Here is an 18,205-nt window from a genome sequence, read left to right as displayed (position 1 = left end):
TTTGTTTCGCACTGTCGGTAAGGCTTAGAAGCCCAGACCTGCGTATTTGTTCTTGAACTTCGACACGCGGCCGCCGGTGTCCATGATGCGGCCAGTGCCGCCGGTCCAGGCAGGGTGCACGGAGGGGTCGATGTCGAGCGACAGCTGGTCGCCTTCTTTGCCCCATGTCGATTTCATTTCCACAACAGTGCCGTCGGTCATTTTGACGTTGATGATGTGGTATTCGGGATGTGTATCGGTTTTCATCGACCAGTCCTTTATGCGTTCGCGCCGGAAAGCGGCTTGTAGTGGACGTTTTCGGCGATCCGTGCGGATTTGCCGCGACGGCTGCGCAGGTAGTACAGCTTGGCACGACGGACGCGACCACGGCGCACGACGGTGATGCTGTCGATGTTGGTCGAATGCAGCGGGAACACACGCTCCACGCCTTCGCCAAAGGAAATCTTGCGCACAGTGAAGGACCCGGCGATGCCGTGGCCGTTCTTGCGCGAAATGCAGACGCCTTCGTAGTTCTGCACACGGGTGCGGGTGCCTTCGGTGACTTTAAAGCCAACACGAACGGTATCACCGGCACGGAAGTCGGGGATCTCTTTCCCCAGTTCGGCGACTTGTTCCGCCTCGATCTCTGCGATCAGGTTCATCTGACCATTCTCCTATGATGTTCGCGGTATTCCACGAAATTATGTCGCGACCCAGAGCTTCGGGTTCTATCGGGCAGCGCCGCAATCGTTTCCGATCAAGGCCCCCCGCCGGAGGTGTCGTCGTCATTACTTAGTTTTCTGCGTTAAACGCAAAGCACCGGAGCCGCCAAAGCGATTCCGGATGCGCGGGGTATAGGGGGCAAAAGCGATAGGATCAAGGGGGCTGTGGCCGCCTTGATCCTCAGTGTTTCAGACCTCTGCGCGCTGTCGCGTCAGGCCAGTGCGATCACGCCCAAGACAACGAGCAGGAACAGCACCAGCACGATGCCGATCAGCACTTTCGCCCCGGTCATCGCGGCACCCGATACGCGGCCAAAGCCCAAGAGGGCAGCAACGGCGGCGACGATCAACAGAATAAGAATAAGTTCAAGCATTTGGATTCTCCCTCCGATATGGGAGATCAACGCGCCGCGCAGGGGCGGGTTCCGTATCGGGGCGCGAGCTCAGGCCTTGCTCTCGAACGCGGCCCACATGTCAGGGCGGCGCTTGCGGGTCAGCTCTTCGGCCTGCGCCTGCCGCCATTTCGCAATCTCGCCATGGTTGCCCGACATCAAAACGGGCGGGATCTCGCGCCCTTCCCATTCGGCGGGGCGGGTATATTGCGGATGTTCCAACAGGCCCGAGGCGTGGCTTTCCTCTTCGATGCTCTCGGCATTGCCCAGCACGCCGGGCAAGAGGCGCACGGTGGCGTCGATCATCGCTTGGGCGGCCAACTCGCCCCCCGTCATGACAAAATCGCCCAGACTAACCTCGGTGATGCCGAAATGCTCGATCACCCGCTCGTCGACGCCCTCGAATCGCCCGCAGAGCATTGTCACGCCCGCGCAGCTTGCCAGATCGCGCGCCATGGCCTGATCGAACCGTCGCCCGCGCGGCGACATGTAGAGGATCGGCCAGCGCCCATGGGCGTGGCTTTGCGCGCGCGCCAGCGCCGGGCCGACCACATCGGCGCGCATGACCATGCCCGCCCCGCCGCCTGCGGGGGTGTCATCGACATTGCGGTGCTTGCCGATGCCAAAGTCGCGCAGGTCATGGGTGTGCAATTGCCAACGCCCTTCGTGCAGCGCTTTTCCGGTCAGGCTGGCGCCCAGCACCCCGGGGAAGAGATCGGGAAACAGCGTGACGATCCGGGCCTGCCAGACATCAGCGTAATCGGGCGCGTCTTGCATCAGGGCGCGGGGTTTGAGGCTGGGCCGTGCGCTTTGACGTCCGTGAGAGCGGGTGGGTTTCATGCGGTTCCTGCCTGTTGCAATAGAGCGGTCTTGGCGCGGCGGCGCGCCTCGGGGTCATCGGCGTGTTGACGGTTGGCGTCAAGCAGAGCCTGCAAAAGTTCCGCGGGTAAGCGCTGGTTCTCGGGCGGGGGCACGGTCATCTGCGCCAAGACCTCAGGCGGCAATGCGCAAAGGTCTAGAAGGGGCGTCGCGGGTCCAAGCGGCAGGTCACGGCAGGCCTCCAGCCGCGCGTGATGCACCTGGCAGGGTAGGCGGTGGGCAATCGTTTCGGCCACCGCATCCAAATCTGCCGCTGGGGCGTAGCGGGATGTGAACTCCGCAAGGTCGAGCGTCATGGAGGAGGCTTTGACATGCTCCCAATAGGCCGAAGTGATCCACTCCGCCGGGTCGCGGGTCGAGAGGTAAACCATGATCTCCGCCCGGGGGAAACGGCGGCGCAGGCTGCGGGTAAAGGTCTCTAGCAGTTCGGGCGCGGCGCTGTAATCGGCCAGATCGCCACGTCCGGGCATGTGACCGGCCAGTTCCTCGGCCGAGAGGACCAGCGTTCGGCGCGGCATCCGGGGCAGGGCATCGAGAAGGGCGTCGAAGCGGTATTCGGCCTTGAGTAACGTGAGCGGGTCGCGCCAAGTGGCGTAGCCGCGCGCGGCATGCAGCAGGTCTTTCATCTGCCAGCGCAGGCGCAGGGCAACATGGGGTTTCAGCAGGGCGCGATTGACGCGCAGGGTGGCTTGCAGGGAACTGGTCCCGGTCTTGTGAAAGCCGGGATGCAGGATGATCCGACGGGGCATCATCCGGCTCCGGTCTCAGTCATCCTTGCCTTCCGGCAGCACGCCCAAAGGCGGGTCGGCGATGATCCGGCCCGAGGCGAGATCGACTGTCGGCACCGCGGCCTTGGTGAAGGGCAGGAAGGTGGTGGCCGATGTGCCCGCCAGTTGCAGTTCCAGCAGATCGTCCGCCCCGTGGTTCTGCACCGTTTTCACGCGGCCCAGCAGCACGCCGCCGGTGTCATAGACCTCAAGCTCGATGAGATCGGCGTGGTAGAATTCGTCATCCGGCAGGCCCGGCAATTGATCCCGCGCGGCAAAGAGCGAGACACCGCGCAGATCGTCAGCCTCTTCCTTGGTGGTGATTTCGGCGATGCGCGCGGCAAAGCCGTTTTTGACCGGGTGCAGCAGGGCGAGGGTGAACTGGCGGCTGCCGTCCTCGGTGCTCAGCGGGCGGTAGTTCTCGATGTCTTCGGGCACGGCGCAGTAGCTTTTCACGCGCACTTCGCCGCGCACGCCATAGGCGCCCGCGATGGCGCCGACGCAGATCAGGTCTTGGTCACTCATTGCAACAACTCCGAATTCACGCAGATCGTCCCGGTCCATTCACCGGCCCCGGCTTTGCATTCATCCTGCATTAACTGCCGATCATAGCGGATGCCAAGTACAAAGCCGAGCACGAGCACGGACAGAAGGAACAGTAGCTTTCTCATTAGCGGGTCTCGACCTTGAGGCGGGGGGCGCGGGTCTCCCAACCCTTGGTTTCCAGTTCCGGCGTCAGGCTGTTTTCCTCGGGCCAGCCCATACAAAGATAGGCCACCAGCGACCAGTCCTCTGGCACCGCAAGGTCACGGTTCAGCCGGGCGGGGTCAAGCACCGAGACCCAGCCCAGCCCGAGGCCATGAGCGCGGGCGGTGAGCCATAGGTGGGTGATCGCCCCCACCACCGAATAGCGCCGCATCTCGGGCATGGTGCCCGCGCCGAGGCCGCTGCCCTTTTCGGTGCTCTCATCACAGTAGATCGCCAATTGCTCGGGCGCATCGCTCATCCCTGAGAGTTTGAGCCCGGCATAGAGCGCGGCCTTTTCACCCTCGTATCCGGCGAGGGCGCGGGCATTGGCGGATTGGAAATTCTCAAGCGCGGCTTGGCGCGCGGTGTCGGAGGCAACGCGGATGATCCGCCAGGGTTCCGACAGGCCCACAGAGGGGGCGAGGTTAAAACTGTCGAGGCAGCTTTGCACCAGCGCCTCGTCCAGCGGGTCTGTGCGAAAGCGGCGCACGTCGCGCCGCCATCGCATCAGGTCGTGCAGCCCGGCACGGAAGTCATCAGAGAATGTATCCATGCCGGGCGCTCGAAGCTTATTCTGCGGAAGCTTCTTCGGCAGGGGCGTTGGCAGCTTCGGCAGCGGCAGCGGCCTTGTCGGCTTTCTCCTGCGCGCGCTCTTGGGCTTTCTTGCCCGGTGCGCCCTTCTTGGGGTTGTTACGCTCGGTCTTTTCGCGGATGCCAGCGGCTTCCAGCATGCGGACCACGCGCTCGGTCGGCTGGGCGCCTTTGGCGATCCATTCCTGAACCTTTTCAACGTCCATTTTCACGCGGTCTTCGCTGTCTTTGGGCAGCAGCGGGTTGTAGGTGCCCAGCTTCTCGATGAAGCGGCCATCGCGCGGCATGCGGCTGTCGGCAGCCACGATGCGGTAGAAGGGGCGCTTTTTGGAGCCGCCGCGGGCGAGACGAATTTTCATTGCCATGGTATTTAATCCTTTAGGTTGGTTGGGGGGACGGGAGGCCGTCCTATTCTTGGTGGGTTTTGTGGTGCCGAATGACTTCGGCGATGATGAAGTTCAAGAACTTCTTGGCGAAGACAGGGTCGAGGTCCGCTGCTTCCGCCAAATCTTCGAGCCGCTCGATCTGGGCCGCTTCGCGGGCCGGATCGGAGGGGGGAAGGTCGTGCGTGGCCTTGAGTTTCCCCACGGCCTGCGTGTGTTTGAACCGCTCGCCCAGCGTATAGACGAGGATCGCGTCGAGCCGGTCGATCGAGGCGCGATGCTCTTTCAGCAGCTCGGCGGCGCGGGCGGCGGTATCTGTGGTGGTGTCGGTCATTTCTTCTTCCCGAAACCGCTGAGGCCGCCGGGCAGGCCCATGCCGCCGCCGAGGCCACCGCCCATGCCACCCAGACCGCCGGGCAGCTTGCCGCCCATTTGCTTGGCCGCCGCTTCCAGCGCCTTGGGGTCCATCTGGGAGGGGTCCATGCCGCCGGGCATGCCGCCCTTGCCCATCATGCCCTTCATGGCCTGCTTGAGCATACCGCCTTTGCCCATCTTGCCCATCTTCTTCATCATGTCGGACATCTGGCGGTGCATCTTCATCAGCTTGTTGAGGTCAGAGACCTCCATGCCGGCACCTTTGGCGATACGCTTCTTGCGGCTGGCCTGCAGCAGGGCAGGGTTGGCGCGCTCTTTCTTGGTCATGGACTGAATGAGGGCGATCTGCTGCTTGAGGATCTTGTCGTCGAAACCGGCGTCTTCGACCTGTTTCGCCATTTTCCCCATGCCGGGCATCATGCCCATCATGCCCTGCATGCCGCCCATCTTGATCATCTGTTCAAGCTGCATCTTGAGGTCGTTCATATTGAACTGACCCTTCGCCATGCGCTTCATCATCTTCTCGGCCTGTTCGGCCTCGATGGTTTCTTGGGCCTTCTCGACCAGCGCGACGATGTCGCCCATGCCGAGGATACGGCCCGCGATGCGCTCGGGCTCAAAGGTCTCAAGCGCGTCCATCTTCTCGCCCAGACCGACGAATTTGATCGGCTTTCCGGTCACGGCCCGCATCGACAGCGCCGCACCGCCACGGCCATCGCCGTCCATCCGGGTCAGCACTACGCCGGAGATGCCGATACGCGCGTCAAAGTTCTCAGCCGTGTGCACGGCATCCTGACCGGTCAGGCCGTCGACAACCAGCAATGTTTCACGGGGGTTGGCCACGTCGCGCACGGCTTCGACTTGGCTCATCAACTCTTCGTCGATGGACAGGCGGCCCGCGGTGTCGAGCATATAGACGTCATAACCGCCCAAACCCGCCTGCGTTTTAGCGCGTTTGGCGATCTGCACCGGGCTTTCGCCCTTGACGATCGGCAGCGTGTCGACGCCGATCTGCGTGCCGAGGATCGCCAATTGCTCCATCGCCGCGGGGCGGTTCACGTCGAGCGAGGCCATCAACACGCGCTTGCCGTCGCGGTCTTTCATGCGCTTGGCGAGTTTTGCGGTGGTGGTCGTCTTACCGCCGCCCTGCAGGCCGACCATCAGGATCGGCGCGGGCGGGCTGTCGATCTTGAGCGAACCGGGTTCGCCTTCGCCTTTCAGCACGTCGATCAGCGCGTCATGGACAATCTTGACGACCTGCTGGCCCGGTGTCACCGATTTGGTCACCGCTTGGCCTGTGGCCTTTTCCTGCACCGTCTTGACGAATTCACGCGCCACGGGCAGCGAAACGTCCGCTTCCAACAGGGCGACGCGCACTTCGCGCAGGGCGGTCTTGACGTCCTCGTCGCTGAGCGCGCCTTGTTTGGTCAGGCGGTCAAAGACACCAGAGAGCCGTTCGCTAAGATTTTCAAACATGGGCACAGGGCCTTTCGGGTCGGTTGCACTTGCCCCTATCTAAGGACGCGCGCGAAAATGCACAAACGCCCCAGTGGGCGCAACGCGCTGACTGGGGGCGATCCCGACGACAAGCCGGGACCGGAAGGCAATGCTTCCGGAGATTGGGTGGCGTTTACGCGCTGCGGGGCTGTGAGTCAAGCCGCGTGGGGTGGCTGGCGAAAGGCCGCCACGCAAAAGCCGCGCCCCCGGTGTGGGGACGCGGCCGATTTGGAGGAGAGGGCGGGGCGCTTAGGCCGCGTCGCGCAGCGCGTCGATCTGCGCATGGGCGCGGGCGATGGTGCCTTCGGCGTCCACGGCCAGCTGGTCCGCTGCGACGAAGGTCACATCAGTGATGCCCAAAAAGCCCAGCACAAAGCGGAGGTAGCCGCTGGCGAAATCGGCGGCGGAATCGATGCCTGTCCCGCCCGAGGCGAAGGCCACGATGACGCGTTTGTTCTCCAGCAGCCCTTGGGGGCCGTCTTCGGTGTAGCGGAAGGTCACGCCGACGCGGGCGATCAGGTCAATCCAGGCTTTGAGCGAGGCGGGAATGGTGAAGTTGTAGATGGGCGCGCTGATCACGATCGTATCGGCGGCCTGCACTTCGGCGACCAGCGCGTCGGAGAGGGCGAGGGCTTCTTGATCCAGCTCGGTGCGCTCTTCGGCGGGTTTCACCCGGGCGCTGGCCCATGTCGAATCGATCAGCGGTAAGGGTTCGCTGGCGATGTCACGGGTGATGACGTCGCTGTCGCCCAGCGTTGTGATGATCCGGTCCGTCAGTTGGCGGGTGACGGAGTTTTCGCGGTTCACCGAGGTTTCGATGCGCAATGTGGCCATGGTGTTGATCCTTGTTCCAAGGGTAAATCTGATGGCATGGAATTGGCCATTGTGCTCGCGAACGCAACTGCCAGAATGAGCGTGACCATGTTCGTAAATGCACAAGTCGGGAAGGCGAGGTGAACAATGGACAATTGGGACGAGATCAGGACCGCCTATCAGGTCGCCCAGCTTGGCACCGTCAGCGGCGCGGCAGAGGTGTTGGGCGTGCACCATGCCACCGTGATCCGTCATATCGACGCGCTGGAAGGGCGGCTTGGCGTGAAGCTGTTTCAGCGCCATGCGCGCGGCTACACGGCCACCGAAGCGGGGGAGGACCTGCTGCGAGTGGCGCGGGCGACGGACGATCAGTTCAGCCAATTGGCGGGGCGGATCAAAGGGCGCGGCAGCGATGTTTCGGGGGAGTTGGTGATCACCTCGCTTGATTTCCTCGCCCCGCAGCTTGCGCCTTTGCTGACCGAGTTCCAGCGCCAGAACCCCGAACTGGTGGTGCGCTATCTGATCGGAGACCGCTTGTTCCGGCTGGAATATGGCGAGGCGCATGTCGCCATCCGTGCCGGGGCCGCGCCGGATCAGCCCGACAATGTGGTGCAGCCCTATGCGCAGCTGGCGGTGGGGGCCTATGCCAGCCGGGACTATGTGGCGCAGTACGGCATCCCGAAGGGGCCGGAGGATTACCACAAACACCGTTTCATCGCCGCCGACAACCGCGACAGCCGCGCGCCCTATCACAAGTGGCTCTGGGCCACGGTGCCGGAGGAAAGCGTGACATGGCGCAGCACCAGCGGTGCGGCGCTGGAGGCGGCGCTGCGGGCCGGGGCGGGGATCGGCGGTTTGCCCGCTGCCATGGGGCGCAATGATCCGCAATTGGTCGAGATCCACGCGCCGCGTCCCGATTGGGGCAGTGCGCTGTGGTTGGTCACCCATGTCGATCTGCACCGCACCAGCAAGGTGCAGGCGGTGCTGCGGTTCCTCAAGGAACATGCCGAGGATGCTGTCGCATGTCCCGAATAACCGCCGCGGCGCAGGGGCATCTGGCGATGCTTTGCTTCTCGGCTCTGGTGGCCGGGTCATTCTCGCTCGGGGCGCAGGTGGCGAATGAGATCACGCCGACGGCGCTGAACGCCGTGCGTTTTGCCTTGGCGACGGCCTTGGTCGGGGCCTTGGCATGGGGGCGGGGCGATATCTGCCGGGCGGGCTTTGCAGCACCTTGGCGCTACTTCGTGCTGGCGGGGCTCTTCACGCTCTACTTCGTTTTGATGTTCGAAGGGTTGAAGACCGCGCCCCCGGTGGCTGCGGCGGCGGTCTTTACCCTCGTGCCGGTGATGGCGGCGGGGTTCGCCTGGCTGCTGATGCGGCAGGTCATGACACCGCGCATGGCGCTGGCGCTGGCCATCGGCGGGGCCGGGGCGCTTTGGGTGATCTTTCGCGGCGACCTTTCGGCGCTTCTGGCCTTCGACATCGGGCGGGGGGAGGCGATTTATTTCGTCGGCTGCATCAGCCACGCGCTCTATACCCCCATGGTAAGGCGGCTGAACCGTGGCGAAAGCGCGGTGATGTTCACCTTTGGCACCCTGTTGGCGGGCACGGTGCTCTTGGGGCCTTACGGCTGGCAAGACCTCCGCGCGACCGATTGGAGCGCCCTGCGCCCCTTGGTCTGGATCACCATCCTCTATGTCGCGGTCTTCGCCACGGCGGCCACGGTGGTTCTGCTGCAATTTGCGGCGCTGCGGCTGCCTTCGGCCAAGGTCATGGCCTATACCTATCTCACGCCCAGCTGGGTAATCCTGTGGGAGTTGGGCTTTGGCAATGCCCTGCCGGGGGCGCTGGTCTGGGGCGGGGTGCTGCTGACGATCCTCGCGCTTTCGCTGCTGCTGCGCGCGGATGGCGAAGAAAAGTCATAAAAATTCAAAAAGTTGCGGAATCGGCGGAACCTAAGCGCGACGCCTGGCGTTGGGGCGTGAATTAACAGTGAAGGACACCACCATGCGTAGTATTATTTACCTGATCGGGTTGATCGTCGTGGTTTTGGCTATTTTGCGTTTCGCATTCGGCGTCATCTGACCGTCGATTGATCCTCCCCTTGTCTTATTTACCTCGTGGCAAGGGGGGATCACTCTATCTATATAATCTTCACCTACTCTGACCCTGAGCGCATCTCGCGTTCGCCGCCCTCAGGCAGTTCGATCTCCAAGAAACGTTCGAAGGCATCAAGGTTCACCGGCTCGAATTGCCCGAACCCCTGCATCCAGACCGACGCATCGCGCAGCGCATCCGGTTCCAGTTTGCACCATTTCACCCGCCCCCGCTTTTCCTGACTGATCAGCCCCGCCGCTGTCAGCACGCCCAAATGTTTCGAGATCGCGGCGAGCGACATCTCGAAGGGGTCTGCGACATCGGTCACGGCCATATCATCCTCCAGCAGCATGGCGAGGATGGCACGGCGCGTGGGGTCGGCAAGGGCGGCAAACACCTGATCTAGGTCTTGGGTCATGTCTCTGAATAGCGCGGGGCGCGCGGGTACGGAAGCGGGCATTGCGGCTAACTTAACCGTTGAGTTGAATAAGCCTTCAGGCCGGTTTCACTGGGATTTGCCCGGCGTTTTTCAAGTGCGGCAGGCTCGCGCTCATCCTAACCCATTGTAAAAGCTTGAAAAGCTCCGGCGGCCAAGGTTGTTGACTCTAACCCGTCCTGACAGTAGCACCGCAGCAGATATTCCTAAGGGGATTTTGGTGTGACCAGCCCGGACCAACGGCAGCAGATGGAGCAGCTTGAGGCCAGACTGGCGGCTGCGAAAGAGCGCGGCGCACCCAAGCCCCGAGCGGATGAGCATTATTCTCAGGCCAATATGGCATGGCGGATGGTGATCGAACTTGTGGCCGGTCTTGGGATCGGTTTCGGCATCGGATACGGGCTTGATGTGCTCTTTGGCACGCTGCCCATCTTCATGGTGCTATTTGTAATGCTGGGCCTTGCGGCGGGGGTGAAGACGATGCTCCGCACCGCTGAGGAAATCCAGGGTAAACAACAGGCCGAACCGGCCGAACAGGATACGCCCCATTCGGGCAAGGACGAGGGAGCCTGAGATGGCAACAGAGACACACGGCGCTGAAACAGGCGGTCTGGAATTCCACCCGATGGACCAGTTCATCGTATCGCCGCTCTTTGGCGACGATGCTTCCGTTGCTTGGTACACCATCACCAACGCGACCTTCTGGATGGCGCTGGCGGTTCTCGCCACTTTCGCGATGCTCGTTCTGGGCAGCGCGCGCCGCTCGGTCGTTCCGGGCCGCATGCAATCGGTCGCCGAACTGGCCTATGGCTTCATCCACAAGATGGTCGAAGACATCTGCGGCAAAGAGGGGCTGAAGTTCTTCCCCTATATCATGACCCTGTTCATGTTCATCGTCATGGCCAACTTCCTCGGCCTGATCCCGACAGCCTTCACCCCCACCGCGCATTTCTCGGTGACCGTGGTGCTGGCGCTGGCGGTGTTCATCACCGTGACCGTCGTCGGCTTCGTCAAGAATGGCGCGGCGTTCCTGAGCCTCTTCTGGGTGTCCTCGGCGCCTCTGGCCCTGCGCCCCGTGCTAGCGATCATCGAGCTGATCAGCTATTTCGTGCGCCCGGTCAGCCACTCCATTCGTCTGGCGGGCAACGTCATGGCGGGCCACGCGGTGATCAAGGTTTTCGCCGGTTTCGCCGCCATCGCCGTCATCTCGCCCGTTTCGGTCGTCGCGATCACCGCGATGTACGGTCTCGAAGTGCTGGTGGCCTTCATTCAGGCCTATGTCTTCACCATCCTGACATGCGTGTACCTCAAAGACGCGCTGCACCCGGCACACTAACAACCCCAACAACGGCGGGACTTCCCGTCAAAGTTTTAACTTCCAATCGTAAGGAGATACCCCAATGGAAGGTCAACTCGCACATATCGGCGCAGGCATCGCAGGTCTCGGCACAGGCATCGCAGCCCTGGGTGTCGGCAACGTTGCCGCCAACTTCCTGTCCGGCGCACTGCGCAACCCCTCGGCAGCCGCAAGCCAGACAGCGACCCTGTTCATCGGCATCGCTTTCGCAGAAGCTCTGGGGATCTTCTCGTTCCTTGTCGCTCTGCTGCTGATGTTCGCTGTCTAAGCTCTCGGAACTGTAATCCTTACGAGCGGGCAGGCGCGCATCGCCGTGTCTGCCCGGCTGTAACGGCAAAGTTTCCAAGGAGAAGCCACGATGGCAACTGTAACAACCAGCGACGGGCTGGCCGACGCGACCGGCATTGCGACCCATGCTGCCGAAACGCCGGGCATGCCGCAGCTGAACTTCGATCACTGGGGCAACCAGATTTTCTGGCTGATCCTGGCGCTGATCGCCACCTACCTGATCCTGTCGCGCGTGGCTCTGCCCCGTATCGGTGCGGTTCTGGCGGAACGCCAAGGGACCATCACCAATGACATCGCGGCTGCCGAAGACCTCAAGGTCAAGGCGCAGGAAGCCGAAGCCGCCTATGACAAGGCCCTGATCGACGCCCGTGCCGAGGCACAGCAGATCGTGGCTCAGGCAAAAGCGGACATGCAGGCTGATCTGGATGCCGAAATGGCCAAGGCCGATGCCGAGATTGCCGCACAAGTGGCGGAATCGGAAAAAGCCATCGCCGAAATTCGCGCGGGCGCCATGGACAACGTACAAGCCGTTGCCAAGGACACCGCCGAGGCCCTCGTCGCCGCTCTGGGTGGCACGGCCGATACCGCAACCGTCAGCGCTGCCGTCGACGCGCGGATGAAAGGATAAGCCATGACCAGATACATGCGCCTGACACTTTCGACCCTGCTCGCCGGTCTCGCCGCTTCCCCGGCGCTTGCCGCCACGGGGCCTTTCTTTTCGCTGCGCAACACCGATTTCATCGTGTTGCTGGCCTTCCTGCTGTTCCTTGGGATCCTGATTTACTTCAAGGTGCCAACGCTTTTGATCGGCATGCTCGACAAACGCGCCGACGGCATCAAGACCGAGCTGGAAGAAGCCCGCGCCCTGCGTGAAGAAGCGCAAACCCTGCTGGCCTCTTACGAGCGCAAGCAGAAAGAGGTGCAGGACCAAGCGGACCGGATCGTGTCTTCTGCCAAGGAAGACGCCCGTCTCGCCGCCGAACAGGCGCGGGCGGATATGGCCAAGTCGCTTGAGCGTCGCATGGCCGCCGCGAAAGACCAGATCAGCTCGGCCGAGGCCGCCGCTGTGAAGGAAGTCCGCGACCAAGCCGTTACCATCGCCGTGGCCGCCGCGCGCGACGTGATCGCCAAGCAGATGACCGCCGCACAGGGCAACAAGCTGATCGACAATGGCATCGCCCAAGTCGAAGCCAAGCTGCACTAAGCCAGCGCCTTATAGATTTTTGAAAGCCCCGGCCTCGCCGGGGCTTTTTCTTTTGCGTTAGGCTTTTGTTAACTCTGCCGGGGCAGGGTTGAACCATGCGGTTGCTCGTTATCATTGCAATGTTGATTGGCCTAGCGGCCTGTACGGCGCCCAGTCGGGAGTTCCGGGGGCTGCCGGCGCAGCGGATCACCGTGGAGGGGTCGGTGTTCGATGTGCGCGTACGGGGCGAGCGGGCAGAGGCGGTGCGCGTGAACACCCAATACGCGCCGCGCTTTGGCCCCATCCGCGCGCGGGCCGGGCGCGCGATGGCACTGGTTAGCGGCTGTGAGGTGAAGGAGGTTCTGGGCGATCAGGCGCTGGCGCTTGGGGTGTTGGACTGTGACTAGGCGGGAGCCTTGTTGTTTGGCATTGCTTGAGGCGTGGGCCGAGGGGCGGTGAATACGCCAAGCGTGCTATCGACCCGCTCCAACCGCGTGCCCGACAGGGCAATCGCGCCGATCAAGACAATATCTTGTGGATAACCGCCGACCGCCCCCTCTCCCTTGGGGCTTTTGATTGACTCGGACCCATGCCAAACGGCAAGTTCGCCGCTCAGGCGAGAATCAATCACGGCAGGGCTAACTTGCGCTTTTCCAAACTCAGATTAACCGGCTTCAAAAGCTTTGTGGACCCGACCGACCTTGTCATTTCCGACGGGTTGACCGGGGTCGTGGGGCCGAATGGCTGTGGCAAATCCAACCTGCTCGAAGCGCTGCGGTGGGTGATGGGCGAAAACCGCCCGACCGCCATGCGCGGCGGCGGCATGGAAGATGTGATCTTCGCCGGAGCCTCCTCCCGGCCCGCACGCAACTTCGCCGAAGTGGCGCTGCACCTCGACAACAGTGACCGGTTGGCGCCTGCGGGGTTTAACGAGCAAGACGCGCTTGAAATCGTCCGCCGGATCACCCGCGACGTGGGCAGTGCCTATAAGGTGAACGGCAAGGATGTGCGCGCCCGCGATGTGCAGATGCTTTTCGCCGATGCCTCGACCGGGGCGCATAGCCCCGCTTTGGTACGGCAGGGCCAGATTGCCGAGTTGATCAACGCCAAGCCGAAAAGCCGCCGTCGCATTTTGGAAGAGGCCGCTGGCATCTCGGGCCTGTATCAGCGTCGCCATGAGGCCGAGTTGAAACTCAACGGGGCGGAACAAAACCTAGCCCGCGTAGATGATGTGGTCGAACAACTGGCCGCGCAATTGGCCACGCTGGCCCGGCAAGCCCGGCAGGCGGCGCGGTATCGTGAGATTGGCGAAGCATTGCGCCATGCCGAGGGCTTGTTGCTGTATCGCCGCTGGCGCGAAGCCGATGAGGCGCGTGCGAAGGCCGAGGGGGAACTGCGTGCCCGCGTCGCCGCCACGGCAGAGGCCGAAGCGCAGGTGCGCCGCGTGGCCGAAGGGCGGGCAGAGGCCGAAGCCGCCTTGCCACCCCTGCGCGAGGAAGAGGCGATTGCGACTGCGATCCTGCAACGTCTCACCACGCAGCGCGACACGCTGACCGAGGAAGAGGCGCGGGCGGCCTCGCTGATCGAAGCCCTGACAGGCCGCATTGCTCAGCTGACCCGCGACATCGAACGCGAAGGCGGGCTGAACCGCGACGCGGAAGAAACGATCGCGCGCCTCGAAGAAGAAGCGGAAGACCTCGCCAAGGCGGACAAGGGGCACGACAGCGCGGTTGAGGCGGCGGAACAGGCCGCGCGGGAGGCAGCCGAAGTCTTGCAAACCCGCGAGGCCGATCTTTCGCAGCAGACCGAAGACGTGGCCCGTTTGGCGGCGCGCCACAGTTCGGCGGAACGCCTGCTTCAGGACAGCCGCAAGACGTTGGAAAAGTCGGAAGCCGAGGCCCGCAAGGCCCGCGATGCGGTGGCGCAAAGCCAAGCGACCCTCGACAAGGCCGGGCTAGATTTCGCGGCGGCTGAGAAGGCCGAAGCCGCTGCCGTCACCGCCTCGGCGGCGGCGGATGCCGCCCTTTTGGCTGCCGAAGAGACCCGCGCCGACACGCAGTCGCGCGAGGCTGAGGCCCGCGCGGAGCGCTCTGAGGCGGAGGGCGAGGCCAAGGCTCTGCGCGCCGAGGTTGGCGCGCTGGCAAAGCTGGTGGAGCGTGACAGCGCCGAAGGCGGGCAGATTCTCGACCGGTTGCAGGTGGAACAGGGCTTTGAGAAAGCGCTCGGCGCGGCCTTGGCCGATGACCTGCGCGCGCCTGAGGTAGAGGCCGATCGCCCCTCAGGCTGGGCGCATTTGCCGAGCTATCCAGAGCCGCAGCCGCTACCCGCCGGGGCGACCCCGCTCACGCAGCATGTCACCGTGCCGCAGGTGCTAGAGCGCCGAATGGCCCAAGTCGGGCTCGTTAACGCCGACGCGGGCGCAGAGCTTCAGGCGCAGTTGCAGCCGGGGCAGCGCTTGGTGTCGAAGGAAGGCGATCTTTGGCGGTGGGACGGTTTCCGCGCCATGGCCGAAGATGCGCCCTCGGCGGCCGCGCTGCGCTTGCAGCAGTTGAACCGGCTGGAAGTCCTGAAACAGACGCTGGAACAGGCGAGCACCCGTGCCGATGCCGCGCGGGCGGCGCATGAGACCCTCCAGCAGCAATTGGCCGAACAGGCGGAGGCCGACAAACGGGCCCGCGAGGCGCGGCGCGATGCCGACAGGCAGGTCGCCGAGGCGGGCCGCGCCCTGAGCCGGGCAGAGGCGGATCGCAACCTCGCCCAAAGCCGGTTGGAATCCCTCGGCCTAGCCGTGAAACGCCATGAGGAAGCCGCGATCACCGCGCGGGCCGAGGTGATGGACGCCGAGCGCACGCTGGCGGGCTTGGATGACCTTTCCGCCGCCCGTGCGACTGTCGAGGATGTCCGCATGACGGTCGAGGCGTCGCGGATCACCATGATGTCGCGCCGCTCGGCCCATGACGAATTGCGCCGCGAGGGCGAGGCGCGCAGACGGCGGCTGCAAGAGGTCGCGAAAGAGGTCAGCGGCTGGCGGAATCGCTTGGAAACGGCGGGCAAGCGCAGCGCTGAATTGATCGAGCGCAAGACCGCGTCGGAGGCCGAATTGACTGAGGCGAGCGCTGTCCCGGCGGAGATCGCGGCGAAGCGGGAAGACCTGTTGGGCGCGATCACCTCTGCCGAGGCCCGCCGCGCCCATGCCACGGAAACGCTGGCCGCCGCGGAAGCCGCATTGAAAGCCGCGACGGATGCCGAGCGCGACGCGGAGCGGGAGGCATCGGATGCGCGGGAGGCCCGTGCCCGGGCCGAGGCCCGCAGCGATGCCGCCCGTGAAACGGTGACCCATGCGGCAGAGCGCATTCAGGATGAACGGCAAAGCACGCCCGAGGCGCTGCGCGATGCGCTTGATGTCGAGACAGATCAGATCCCACCTGTGGAGACGCTTGAAGAGGACGTGAACCGGTACAAGCGGCAGCGGGATTCCTTGGGCGCGGTGAACCTGCGCGCCGAGGATGATGCGAAAGAAATACGCGAAGAGCACGAAGCGCTGCTGACCGAGAAGGCCGATCTGGAAGAGGCGATCAAAACCCTGCGCAGCGGCATTGCGGGCCTCAACCGCGAGGGGCGGGAGCGGCTGCTGACCGCCTTTGATCAGGTGAACGCGAATTTCTCGATGCTGTTCACCCATCTCTTCGGCGGCGGTGAGGCGAACCTTGTGATGGTCGAAAGCGACGATCCCTTGGAAGCCGGGCTTGAGATCATGTGCCAGCCGCCGGGCAAGAAGCTGAGCACCCTCAGCCTGCTGTCGGGTGGGGAGCAGACGTTGACCGCGATGGCGCTGATCTTTGCCGTCTTCCTCGCCAATCCGGCGCCGATCTGTGTGCTGGATGAGGTCGACGCGCCGCTTGATGACGCAAATGTGACCAGGTTCTGTGATCTGCTGGATGAGATGTGCCGTCAGACCGACACGCGCTTTCTGATCATCACGCACCATGCGGTGACGATGGCCCGGATGGACCGGCTCTTTGGCGTCACCATGGCGGAGCAGGGGGTGAGCCAGTTGGTTTCTGTCGATTTGAAAAAGGCGGAAACGCTGGTCGCGTAAAGGTGGGAGACGCCGGTTCCTTTAACCGGCCCTTAAAGCGGGTGCGCATCAGTTTGCCGCGGGCTGTATTGGCCGCTGGTCAGTTGTTATGAGCCGTATGTTTGTTATCGGTATGTGCGTAAACGAACTTCTGCGTTCAGCCTTTCCGCGACACGGTGACGCCGGAAACATCCTCAATAAACGTTAAAATTCGGGCCTTTACGGCATCGTCCTTGATAGAGCCGATGGCGCTTACGATGTCGAGAGAAGGGTCGTTTCTGCTCTCGGGGGTGTCATCGTCAAGCCCTTCGAAGAAATAGCCAGGGGTGACATCCAGTATACGGGCCAGCTCATGCAAACGGCTGGCGGCGATCCGGTTGGAGCCGATTTCATACTTCTGGATCTGCTGAAAGGACAGTTTGAGTTCGCGTGCCACATCGGTCTGGGATTGCCGTCGCAGGGTGCGTGCCTGCTTGAGCCGGCGACCGACGTGAACGTCTACGGGGTGGGACATGGTTCAATACCTCAGGTTGAGTACAATATATTCACTACCCGCAATGTATTGAGGATCAATTGCCTAGATCTGGCCTCTTTGCGTTAACCAATTCACCCTAGCTGTATGGATTATGTTGCGTTACCGGGTGATTCATGTACCATCCCTTGCCTATGAACCAGCATATGTCCGATATTGAGCGGGTCGCACCCGTGCCCCAAGCCTTGCAGAAGGACCCCGCTCCGGCGCTTCTGTTCGAGATGATGCGCTCTTTCGTGACGCTGGCGCATACTTTGAACCTCAGCCATGCGGTGGCCGAATTGGCCAGCACACGGCAGACGGTCCGGCGACATATCCAGCAGTTGGAAGAGGCGATGGGCGCGCCGCTGTTTACCATCGAGAACCGCCGCTATTCCCTGACCAAAGCAGGCGTCGAGGCCCTGCCCGAAGCGCGCGATATTATCGACCGGGGCAAGCTCTGGCTGGATGGCAAGACCCGCCATGCCGACGGTATGCTGCGTCTTTCCCATGAAGAGCCGAACGGCTGGTGTTTTCACCAACAACAGCAGCCGCTGTCGCTGATCTGGGATGGCGGCTCTGCCATGCTTCAGGCCGTGCTACAGGCGTGGAGCCTGAGCCGGGGTGAGTTGGAGAGCGAGGCCTTTCGCGCCATGCGCCCCTATGTGCTGGTTTACCGCGACTCGCCCAACGGCTGGATCTGTACCGAGGTAGGCGAGAAATCCTTTTACACGCAATGGTGGGGCTGGACCAATGCGCGCAGCAGCATCGGGCGGCCCATCAAACTCTTCCCCGGCGGTCCTGAGTTCGAGAATATGCTGAACTACCCCTTTCGGGAGGTCGAAGCGACCTGTGGCGTTCGCTTGGACGAGGTGGTCACCGAAATCCCGCGGGAGGAGGGGGGCGCGCCGGTGCCTCTGGCCTATAAACGTTTGCTGATGGCCGGGCGCTATCCAGATAAGAGCTTTGCCCTGATCGCGGCGGTCGATCGGTCGACCTCGGTCAATATCGTCGGCGTGGATGACAGTTTCCTGCGCGAAATGCCTTTGGATGCGAAGGTGACTTTCGCAGGCTAAGGGTCACGGAGCGTGAGATGCGAAAAGGGCCGCC

Annotated in this window: 24 protein-coding genes; 10 read left to right on the top strand and 14 right to left on the bottom strand. The window is 63.0% G+C overall.

The window, feature by feature from the left end:
• Positions 1 to 24 precede the first annotated feature (24 nt).
• From rpmE to ACGYLI_RS06840, 12 genes are all read right to left on the bottom strand, one after another.
• On the bottom strand, positions 25 to 246 hold the full coding sequence (gene rpmE / locus ACGYLI_RS06895; protein ID WP_067262252.1) for a 50S ribosomal protein L31: 222 nt from the start codon (positions 244 to 246) through the stop codon (positions 25 to 27).
• Positions 247 to 257: 11 nt separating this feature from the next.
• Complete coding sequence (rplS, locus tag ACGYLI_RS06890) at positions 258 to 641, bottom strand: 50S ribosomal protein L19 (RefSeq protein ID WP_067262249.1); 384 nt, start codon at positions 639 to 641, stop codon at positions 258 to 260.
• Positions 642 to 913: 272 nt separating this feature from the next.
• Positions 914 to 1,075, bottom strand: coding sequence for a DUF1328 family protein (locus ACGYLI_RS06885; RefSeq protein ID WP_082849512.1), 162 nt, complete (start codon positions 1,073 to 1,075; stop codon positions 914 to 916).
• 69 nt (positions 1,076 to 1,144) lie between these two features.
• Positions 1,145 to 1,933, bottom strand: a complete 789-nt coding sequence (trmD, locus tag ACGYLI_RS06880) for a tRNA (guanosine(37)-N1)-methyltransferase TrmD (protein ID WP_394418348.1) — start codon at positions 1,931 to 1,933, stop codon at positions 1,145 to 1,147.
• Positions 1,930 to 2,721 (bottom strand): hypothetical protein, encoded by a 792-nt coding sequence (locus ACGYLI_RS06875; protein ID WP_394418346.1) that lies wholly within the window; start codon positions 2,719 to 2,721, stop codon positions 1,930 to 1,932. The genes trmD and ACGYLI_RS06875 overlap by 4 nt, the downstream gene beginning before the upstream one ends.
• A gap of 15 nt (positions 2,722 to 2,736) precedes the next feature.
• The gene (rimM, locus tag ACGYLI_RS06870; RefSeq protein ID WP_394418345.1) at positions 2,737 to 3,264 is read right to left on the bottom strand and encodes a ribosome maturation factor RimM; all 528 of its coding nucleotides are present in this window, start codon (positions 3,262 to 3,264) and stop codon (positions 2,737 to 2,739) included.
• A complete protein-coding gene (locus ACGYLI_RS06865; RefSeq protein ID WP_169306052.1) occupies positions 3,261 to 3,410 on the bottom strand; it encodes a hypothetical protein in 150 nt (49 codons plus the stop codon). Before ACGYLI_RS06865 ends, rimM begins: the two co-directional genes overlap by 4 nt.
• On the bottom strand, positions 3,410 to 4,039 hold the full coding sequence (bluB, locus tag ACGYLI_RS06860) for a 5,6-dimethylbenzimidazole synthase (RefSeq protein WP_067262242.1): 630 nt from the start codon (positions 4,037 to 4,039) through the stop codon (positions 3,410 to 3,412). The genes ACGYLI_RS06865 and bluB overlap by 1 nt, the downstream gene beginning before the upstream one ends.
• Positions 4,040 to 4,055: 16 nt before the next feature.
• Positions 4,056 to 4,442, bottom strand: a complete 387-nt coding sequence (gene rpsP, locus ACGYLI_RS06855; RefSeq protein ID WP_067262240.1) for a 30S ribosomal protein S16 — start codon at positions 4,440 to 4,442, stop codon at positions 4,056 to 4,058.
• A gap of 43 nt (positions 4,443 to 4,485) precedes the next feature.
• A complete protein-coding gene (locus tag ACGYLI_RS06850) occupies positions 4,486 to 4,794 on the bottom strand; it encodes a chorismate mutase (protein WP_174860573.1) in 309 nt (102 codons plus the stop codon).
• Positions 4,791 to 6,311 (bottom strand): signal recognition particle protein, encoded by a 1,521-nt coding sequence (ffh, locus tag ACGYLI_RS06845; protein ID WP_067262238.1) that lies wholly within the window; start codon positions 6,309 to 6,311, stop codon positions 4,791 to 4,793. The genes ACGYLI_RS06850 and ffh overlap by 4 nt, the downstream gene beginning before the upstream one ends.
• Positions 6,312 to 6,581: 270 nt before the next feature.
• Positions 6,582 to 7,166, bottom strand: a complete 585-nt coding sequence (locus ACGYLI_RS06840) for an FMN-dependent NADH-azoreductase (RefSeq protein WP_394418342.1) — start codon at positions 7,164 to 7,166, stop codon at positions 6,582 to 6,584.
• 126 nt (positions 7,167 to 7,292) lie between these two features.
• Between ACGYLI_RS06840 and ACGYLI_RS06835 the strand changes: the two genes are divergently transcribed.
• Together ACGYLI_RS06835 and ACGYLI_RS06830 are read left to right on the top strand one after the other, a co-directional pair.
• Positions 7,293 to 8,180 carry a LysR family transcriptional regulator gene (locus ACGYLI_RS06835; protein WP_394418340.1) on the top strand — a complete coding sequence of 296 codons (888 nt, stop codon included), beginning with the start codon at positions 7,293 to 7,295 and terminating at the stop codon, positions 8,178 to 8,180.
• Positions 8,168 to 9,070, top strand: coding sequence for a DMT family transporter (locus tag ACGYLI_RS06830; RefSeq protein WP_394418338.1), 903 nt, complete (start codon positions 8,168 to 8,170; stop codon positions 9,068 to 9,070). The genes ACGYLI_RS06835 and ACGYLI_RS06830 overlap by 13 nt, the downstream gene beginning before the upstream one ends.
• Before the next feature lie 233 nt (positions 9,071 to 9,303).
• Here the strand turns inward: ACGYLI_RS06830 and ACGYLI_RS06825 are convergent, their stop codons facing one another.
• Positions 9,304 to 9,660: an ArsR/SmtB family transcription factor gene (locus ACGYLI_RS06825; RefSeq protein ID WP_394418336.1), complete on the bottom strand. Its 357-nt coding sequence runs from the start codon at positions 9,658 to 9,660 to the stop codon at positions 9,304 to 9,306.
• A gap of 240 nt (positions 9,661 to 9,900) precedes the next feature.
• Here ACGYLI_RS06825 and ACGYLI_RS06820 point away from each other — a divergent pair, with 240 nt between their 5' ends.
• The 7 genes from ACGYLI_RS06820 (at position 9,901) to smc (ending at position 16,605) form a co-directional block, all read left to right on the top strand.
• Positions 9,901 to 10,251, top strand: coding sequence for an AtpZ/AtpI family protein (locus tag ACGYLI_RS06820; protein WP_067260640.1), 351 nt, complete (start codon positions 9,901 to 9,903; stop codon positions 10,249 to 10,251).
• Between the two features lies 1 nt (position 10,252).
• Positions 10,253 to 11,014 carry a F0F1 ATP synthase subunit A gene (locus ACGYLI_RS06815; RefSeq protein WP_067260637.1) on the top strand — a complete coding sequence of 254 codons (762 nt, stop codon included), beginning with the start codon at positions 10,253 to 10,255 and terminating at the stop codon, positions 11,012 to 11,014.
• Between the two features lie 64 nt (positions 11,015 to 11,078).
• Positions 11,079 to 11,303 (top strand): F0F1 ATP synthase subunit C, encoded by a 225-nt coding sequence (locus ACGYLI_RS06810; protein WP_007118046.1) that lies wholly within the window; start codon positions 11,079 to 11,081, stop codon positions 11,301 to 11,303.
• A gap of 90 nt (positions 11,304 to 11,393) precedes the next feature.
• Positions 11,394 to 11,951, top strand: coding sequence for a F0F1 ATP synthase subunit B' (locus ACGYLI_RS06805; protein WP_136720208.1), 558 nt, complete (start codon positions 11,394 to 11,396; stop codon positions 11,949 to 11,951).
• Between the two features lie 15 nt (positions 11,952 to 11,966).
• Positions 11,967 to 12,527, top strand: a complete 561-nt coding sequence (locus ACGYLI_RS06800) for a F0F1 ATP synthase subunit B (protein ID WP_209216985.1) — start codon at positions 11,967 to 11,969, stop codon at positions 12,525 to 12,527.
• Between the two features lie 95 nt (positions 12,528 to 12,622).
• Positions 12,623 to 12,913: a hypothetical protein gene (locus ACGYLI_RS06795; RefSeq protein WP_209216521.1), complete on the top strand. Its 291-nt coding sequence runs from the start codon at positions 12,623 to 12,625 to the stop codon at positions 12,911 to 12,913.
• 236 nt (positions 12,914 to 13,149) lie between these two features.
• Positions 13,150 to 16,605, top strand: coding sequence for a chromosome segregation protein SMC (gene smc / locus ACGYLI_RS06790; RefSeq protein WP_394418333.1), 3,456 nt, complete (start codon positions 13,150 to 13,152; stop codon positions 16,603 to 16,605).
• A 136-nt stretch (positions 16,606 to 16,741) separates the two neighbouring features.
• Here smc and ACGYLI_RS06785 read toward each other — a convergent pair whose 3' ends face one another.
• Entirely contained in the window at positions 16,742 to 17,098 is a 357-nt protein-coding gene (locus ACGYLI_RS06785) for a helix-turn-helix domain-containing protein (protein WP_394401368.1), read from the bottom strand.
• Between the two features lie 164 nt (positions 17,099 to 17,262).
• Between ACGYLI_RS06785 and ACGYLI_RS06780 the strand changes: the two genes are divergently transcribed.
• Positions 17,263 to 18,171: a LysR family transcriptional regulator gene (locus tag ACGYLI_RS06780; RefSeq protein ID WP_394418330.1), complete on the top strand. Its 909-nt coding sequence runs from the start codon at positions 17,263 to 17,265 to the stop codon at positions 18,169 to 18,171.
• Positions 18,172 to 18,205 lie beyond the last annotated feature (34 nt).

It is taken from the genome of Sulfitobacter sp. 1A13421 (genome assembly GCF_043557285.1).
Classification (GTDB): Bacteria; Pseudomonadota; Alphaproteobacteria; order Rhodobacterales; family Rhodobacteraceae; genus Sulfitobacter; species Sulfitobacter faviae.
The sequence above is the reverse complement of the archived record's forward strand: the minus strand, read 5'-3'. Positions and strand labels throughout refer to the sequence as shown.

Bases quoted from the DNA above. Each gene is read 5' to 3' on its own strand.
- rpmE (WP_067262252.1), bottom strand. From the start codon at position 246: ATGAAAACCGATACACATCCCGAATACCACATCATCAACGTCAAAATG.
- rplS (WP_067262249.1), bottom strand. From the start codon at position 641: ATGAACCTGATCGCAGAGATCGAGGCGGAACAAGTCGCCGAACTGGGG.
- ACGYLI_RS06885 (WP_082849512.1), bottom strand. From the start codon at position 1,075: ATGCTTGAACTTATTCTTATTCTGTTGATCGTCGCCGCCGTTGCTGCC.
- trmD (WP_394418348.1), bottom strand. From the start codon at position 1,933: ATGAAACCCACCCGCTCTCACGGACGTCAAAGCGCACGGCCCAGCCTC.
- ACGYLI_RS06875 (WP_394418346.1), bottom strand. From the start codon at position 2,721: ATGCCCCGTCGGATCATCCTGCATCCCGGCTTTCACAAGACCGGGACC.
- rimM (WP_394418345.1), bottom strand. From the start codon at position 3,264: ATGAGTGACCAAGACCTGATCTGCGTCGGCGCCATCGCGGGCGCCTAT.
- ACGYLI_RS06865 (WP_169306052.1), bottom strand. From the start codon at position 3,410: ATGAGAAAGCTACTGTTCCTTCTGTCCGTGCTCGTGCTCGGCTTTGTA.
- bluB (WP_067262242.1), bottom strand. From the start codon at position 4,039: ATGGATACATTCTCTGATGACTTCCGTGCCGGGCTGCACGACCTGATG.
- rpsP (WP_067262240.1), bottom strand. From the start codon at position 4,442: ATGGCAATGAAAATTCGTCTCGCCCGCGGCGGCTCCAAAAAGCGCCCC.
- ACGYLI_RS06850 (WP_174860573.1), bottom strand. From the start codon at position 4,794: ATGACCGACACCACCACAGATACCGCCGCCCGCGCCGCCGAGCTGCTG.
- ffh (WP_067262238.1), bottom strand. From the start codon at position 6,311: ATGTTTGAAAATCTTAGCGAACGGCTCTCTGGTGTCTTTGACCGCCTG.
- ACGYLI_RS06840 (WP_394418342.1), bottom strand. From the start codon at position 7,166: ATGGCCACATTGCGCATCGAAACCTCGGTGAACCGCGAAAACTCCGTC.
- ACGYLI_RS06835 (WP_394418340.1), top strand. From the start codon at position 7,293: ATGGACAATTGGGACGAGATCAGGACCGCCTATCAGGTCGCCCAGCTT.
- ACGYLI_RS06830 (WP_394418338.1), top strand. From the start codon at position 8,168: ATGTCCCGAATAACCGCCGCGGCGCAGGGGCATCTGGCGATGCTTTGC.
- ACGYLI_RS06825 (WP_394418336.1), bottom strand. From the start codon at position 9,660: ATGACCCAAGACCTAGATCAGGTGTTTGCCGCCCTTGCCGACCCCACG.
- ACGYLI_RS06815 (WP_067260637.1), top strand. From the start codon at position 10,253: ATGGCAACAGAGACACACGGCGCTGAAACAGGCGGTCTGGAATTCCAC.
- ACGYLI_RS06810 (WP_007118046.1), top strand. From the start codon at position 11,079: ATGGAAGGTCAACTCGCACATATCGGCGCAGGCATCGCAGGTCTCGGC.
- ACGYLI_RS06805 (WP_136720208.1), top strand. From the start codon at position 11,394: ATGGCAACTGTAACAACCAGCGACGGGCTGGCCGACGCGACCGGCATT.
- ACGYLI_RS06800 (WP_209216985.1), top strand. From the start codon at position 11,967: ATGCGCCTGACACTTTCGACCCTGCTCGCCGGTCTCGCCGCTTCCCCG.
- ACGYLI_RS06795 (WP_209216521.1), top strand. From the start codon at position 12,623: ATGCGGTTGCTCGTTATCATTGCAATGTTGATTGGCCTAGCGGCCTGT.
- ACGYLI_RS06785 (WP_394401368.1), bottom strand. From the start codon at position 17,098: ATGTCCCACCCCGTAGACGTTCACGTCGGTCGCCGGCTCAAGCAGGCA.
- ACGYLI_RS06780 (WP_394418330.1), top strand. From the start codon at position 17,263: ATGTCCGATATTGAGCGGGTCGCACCCGTGCCCCAAGCCTTGCAGAAG.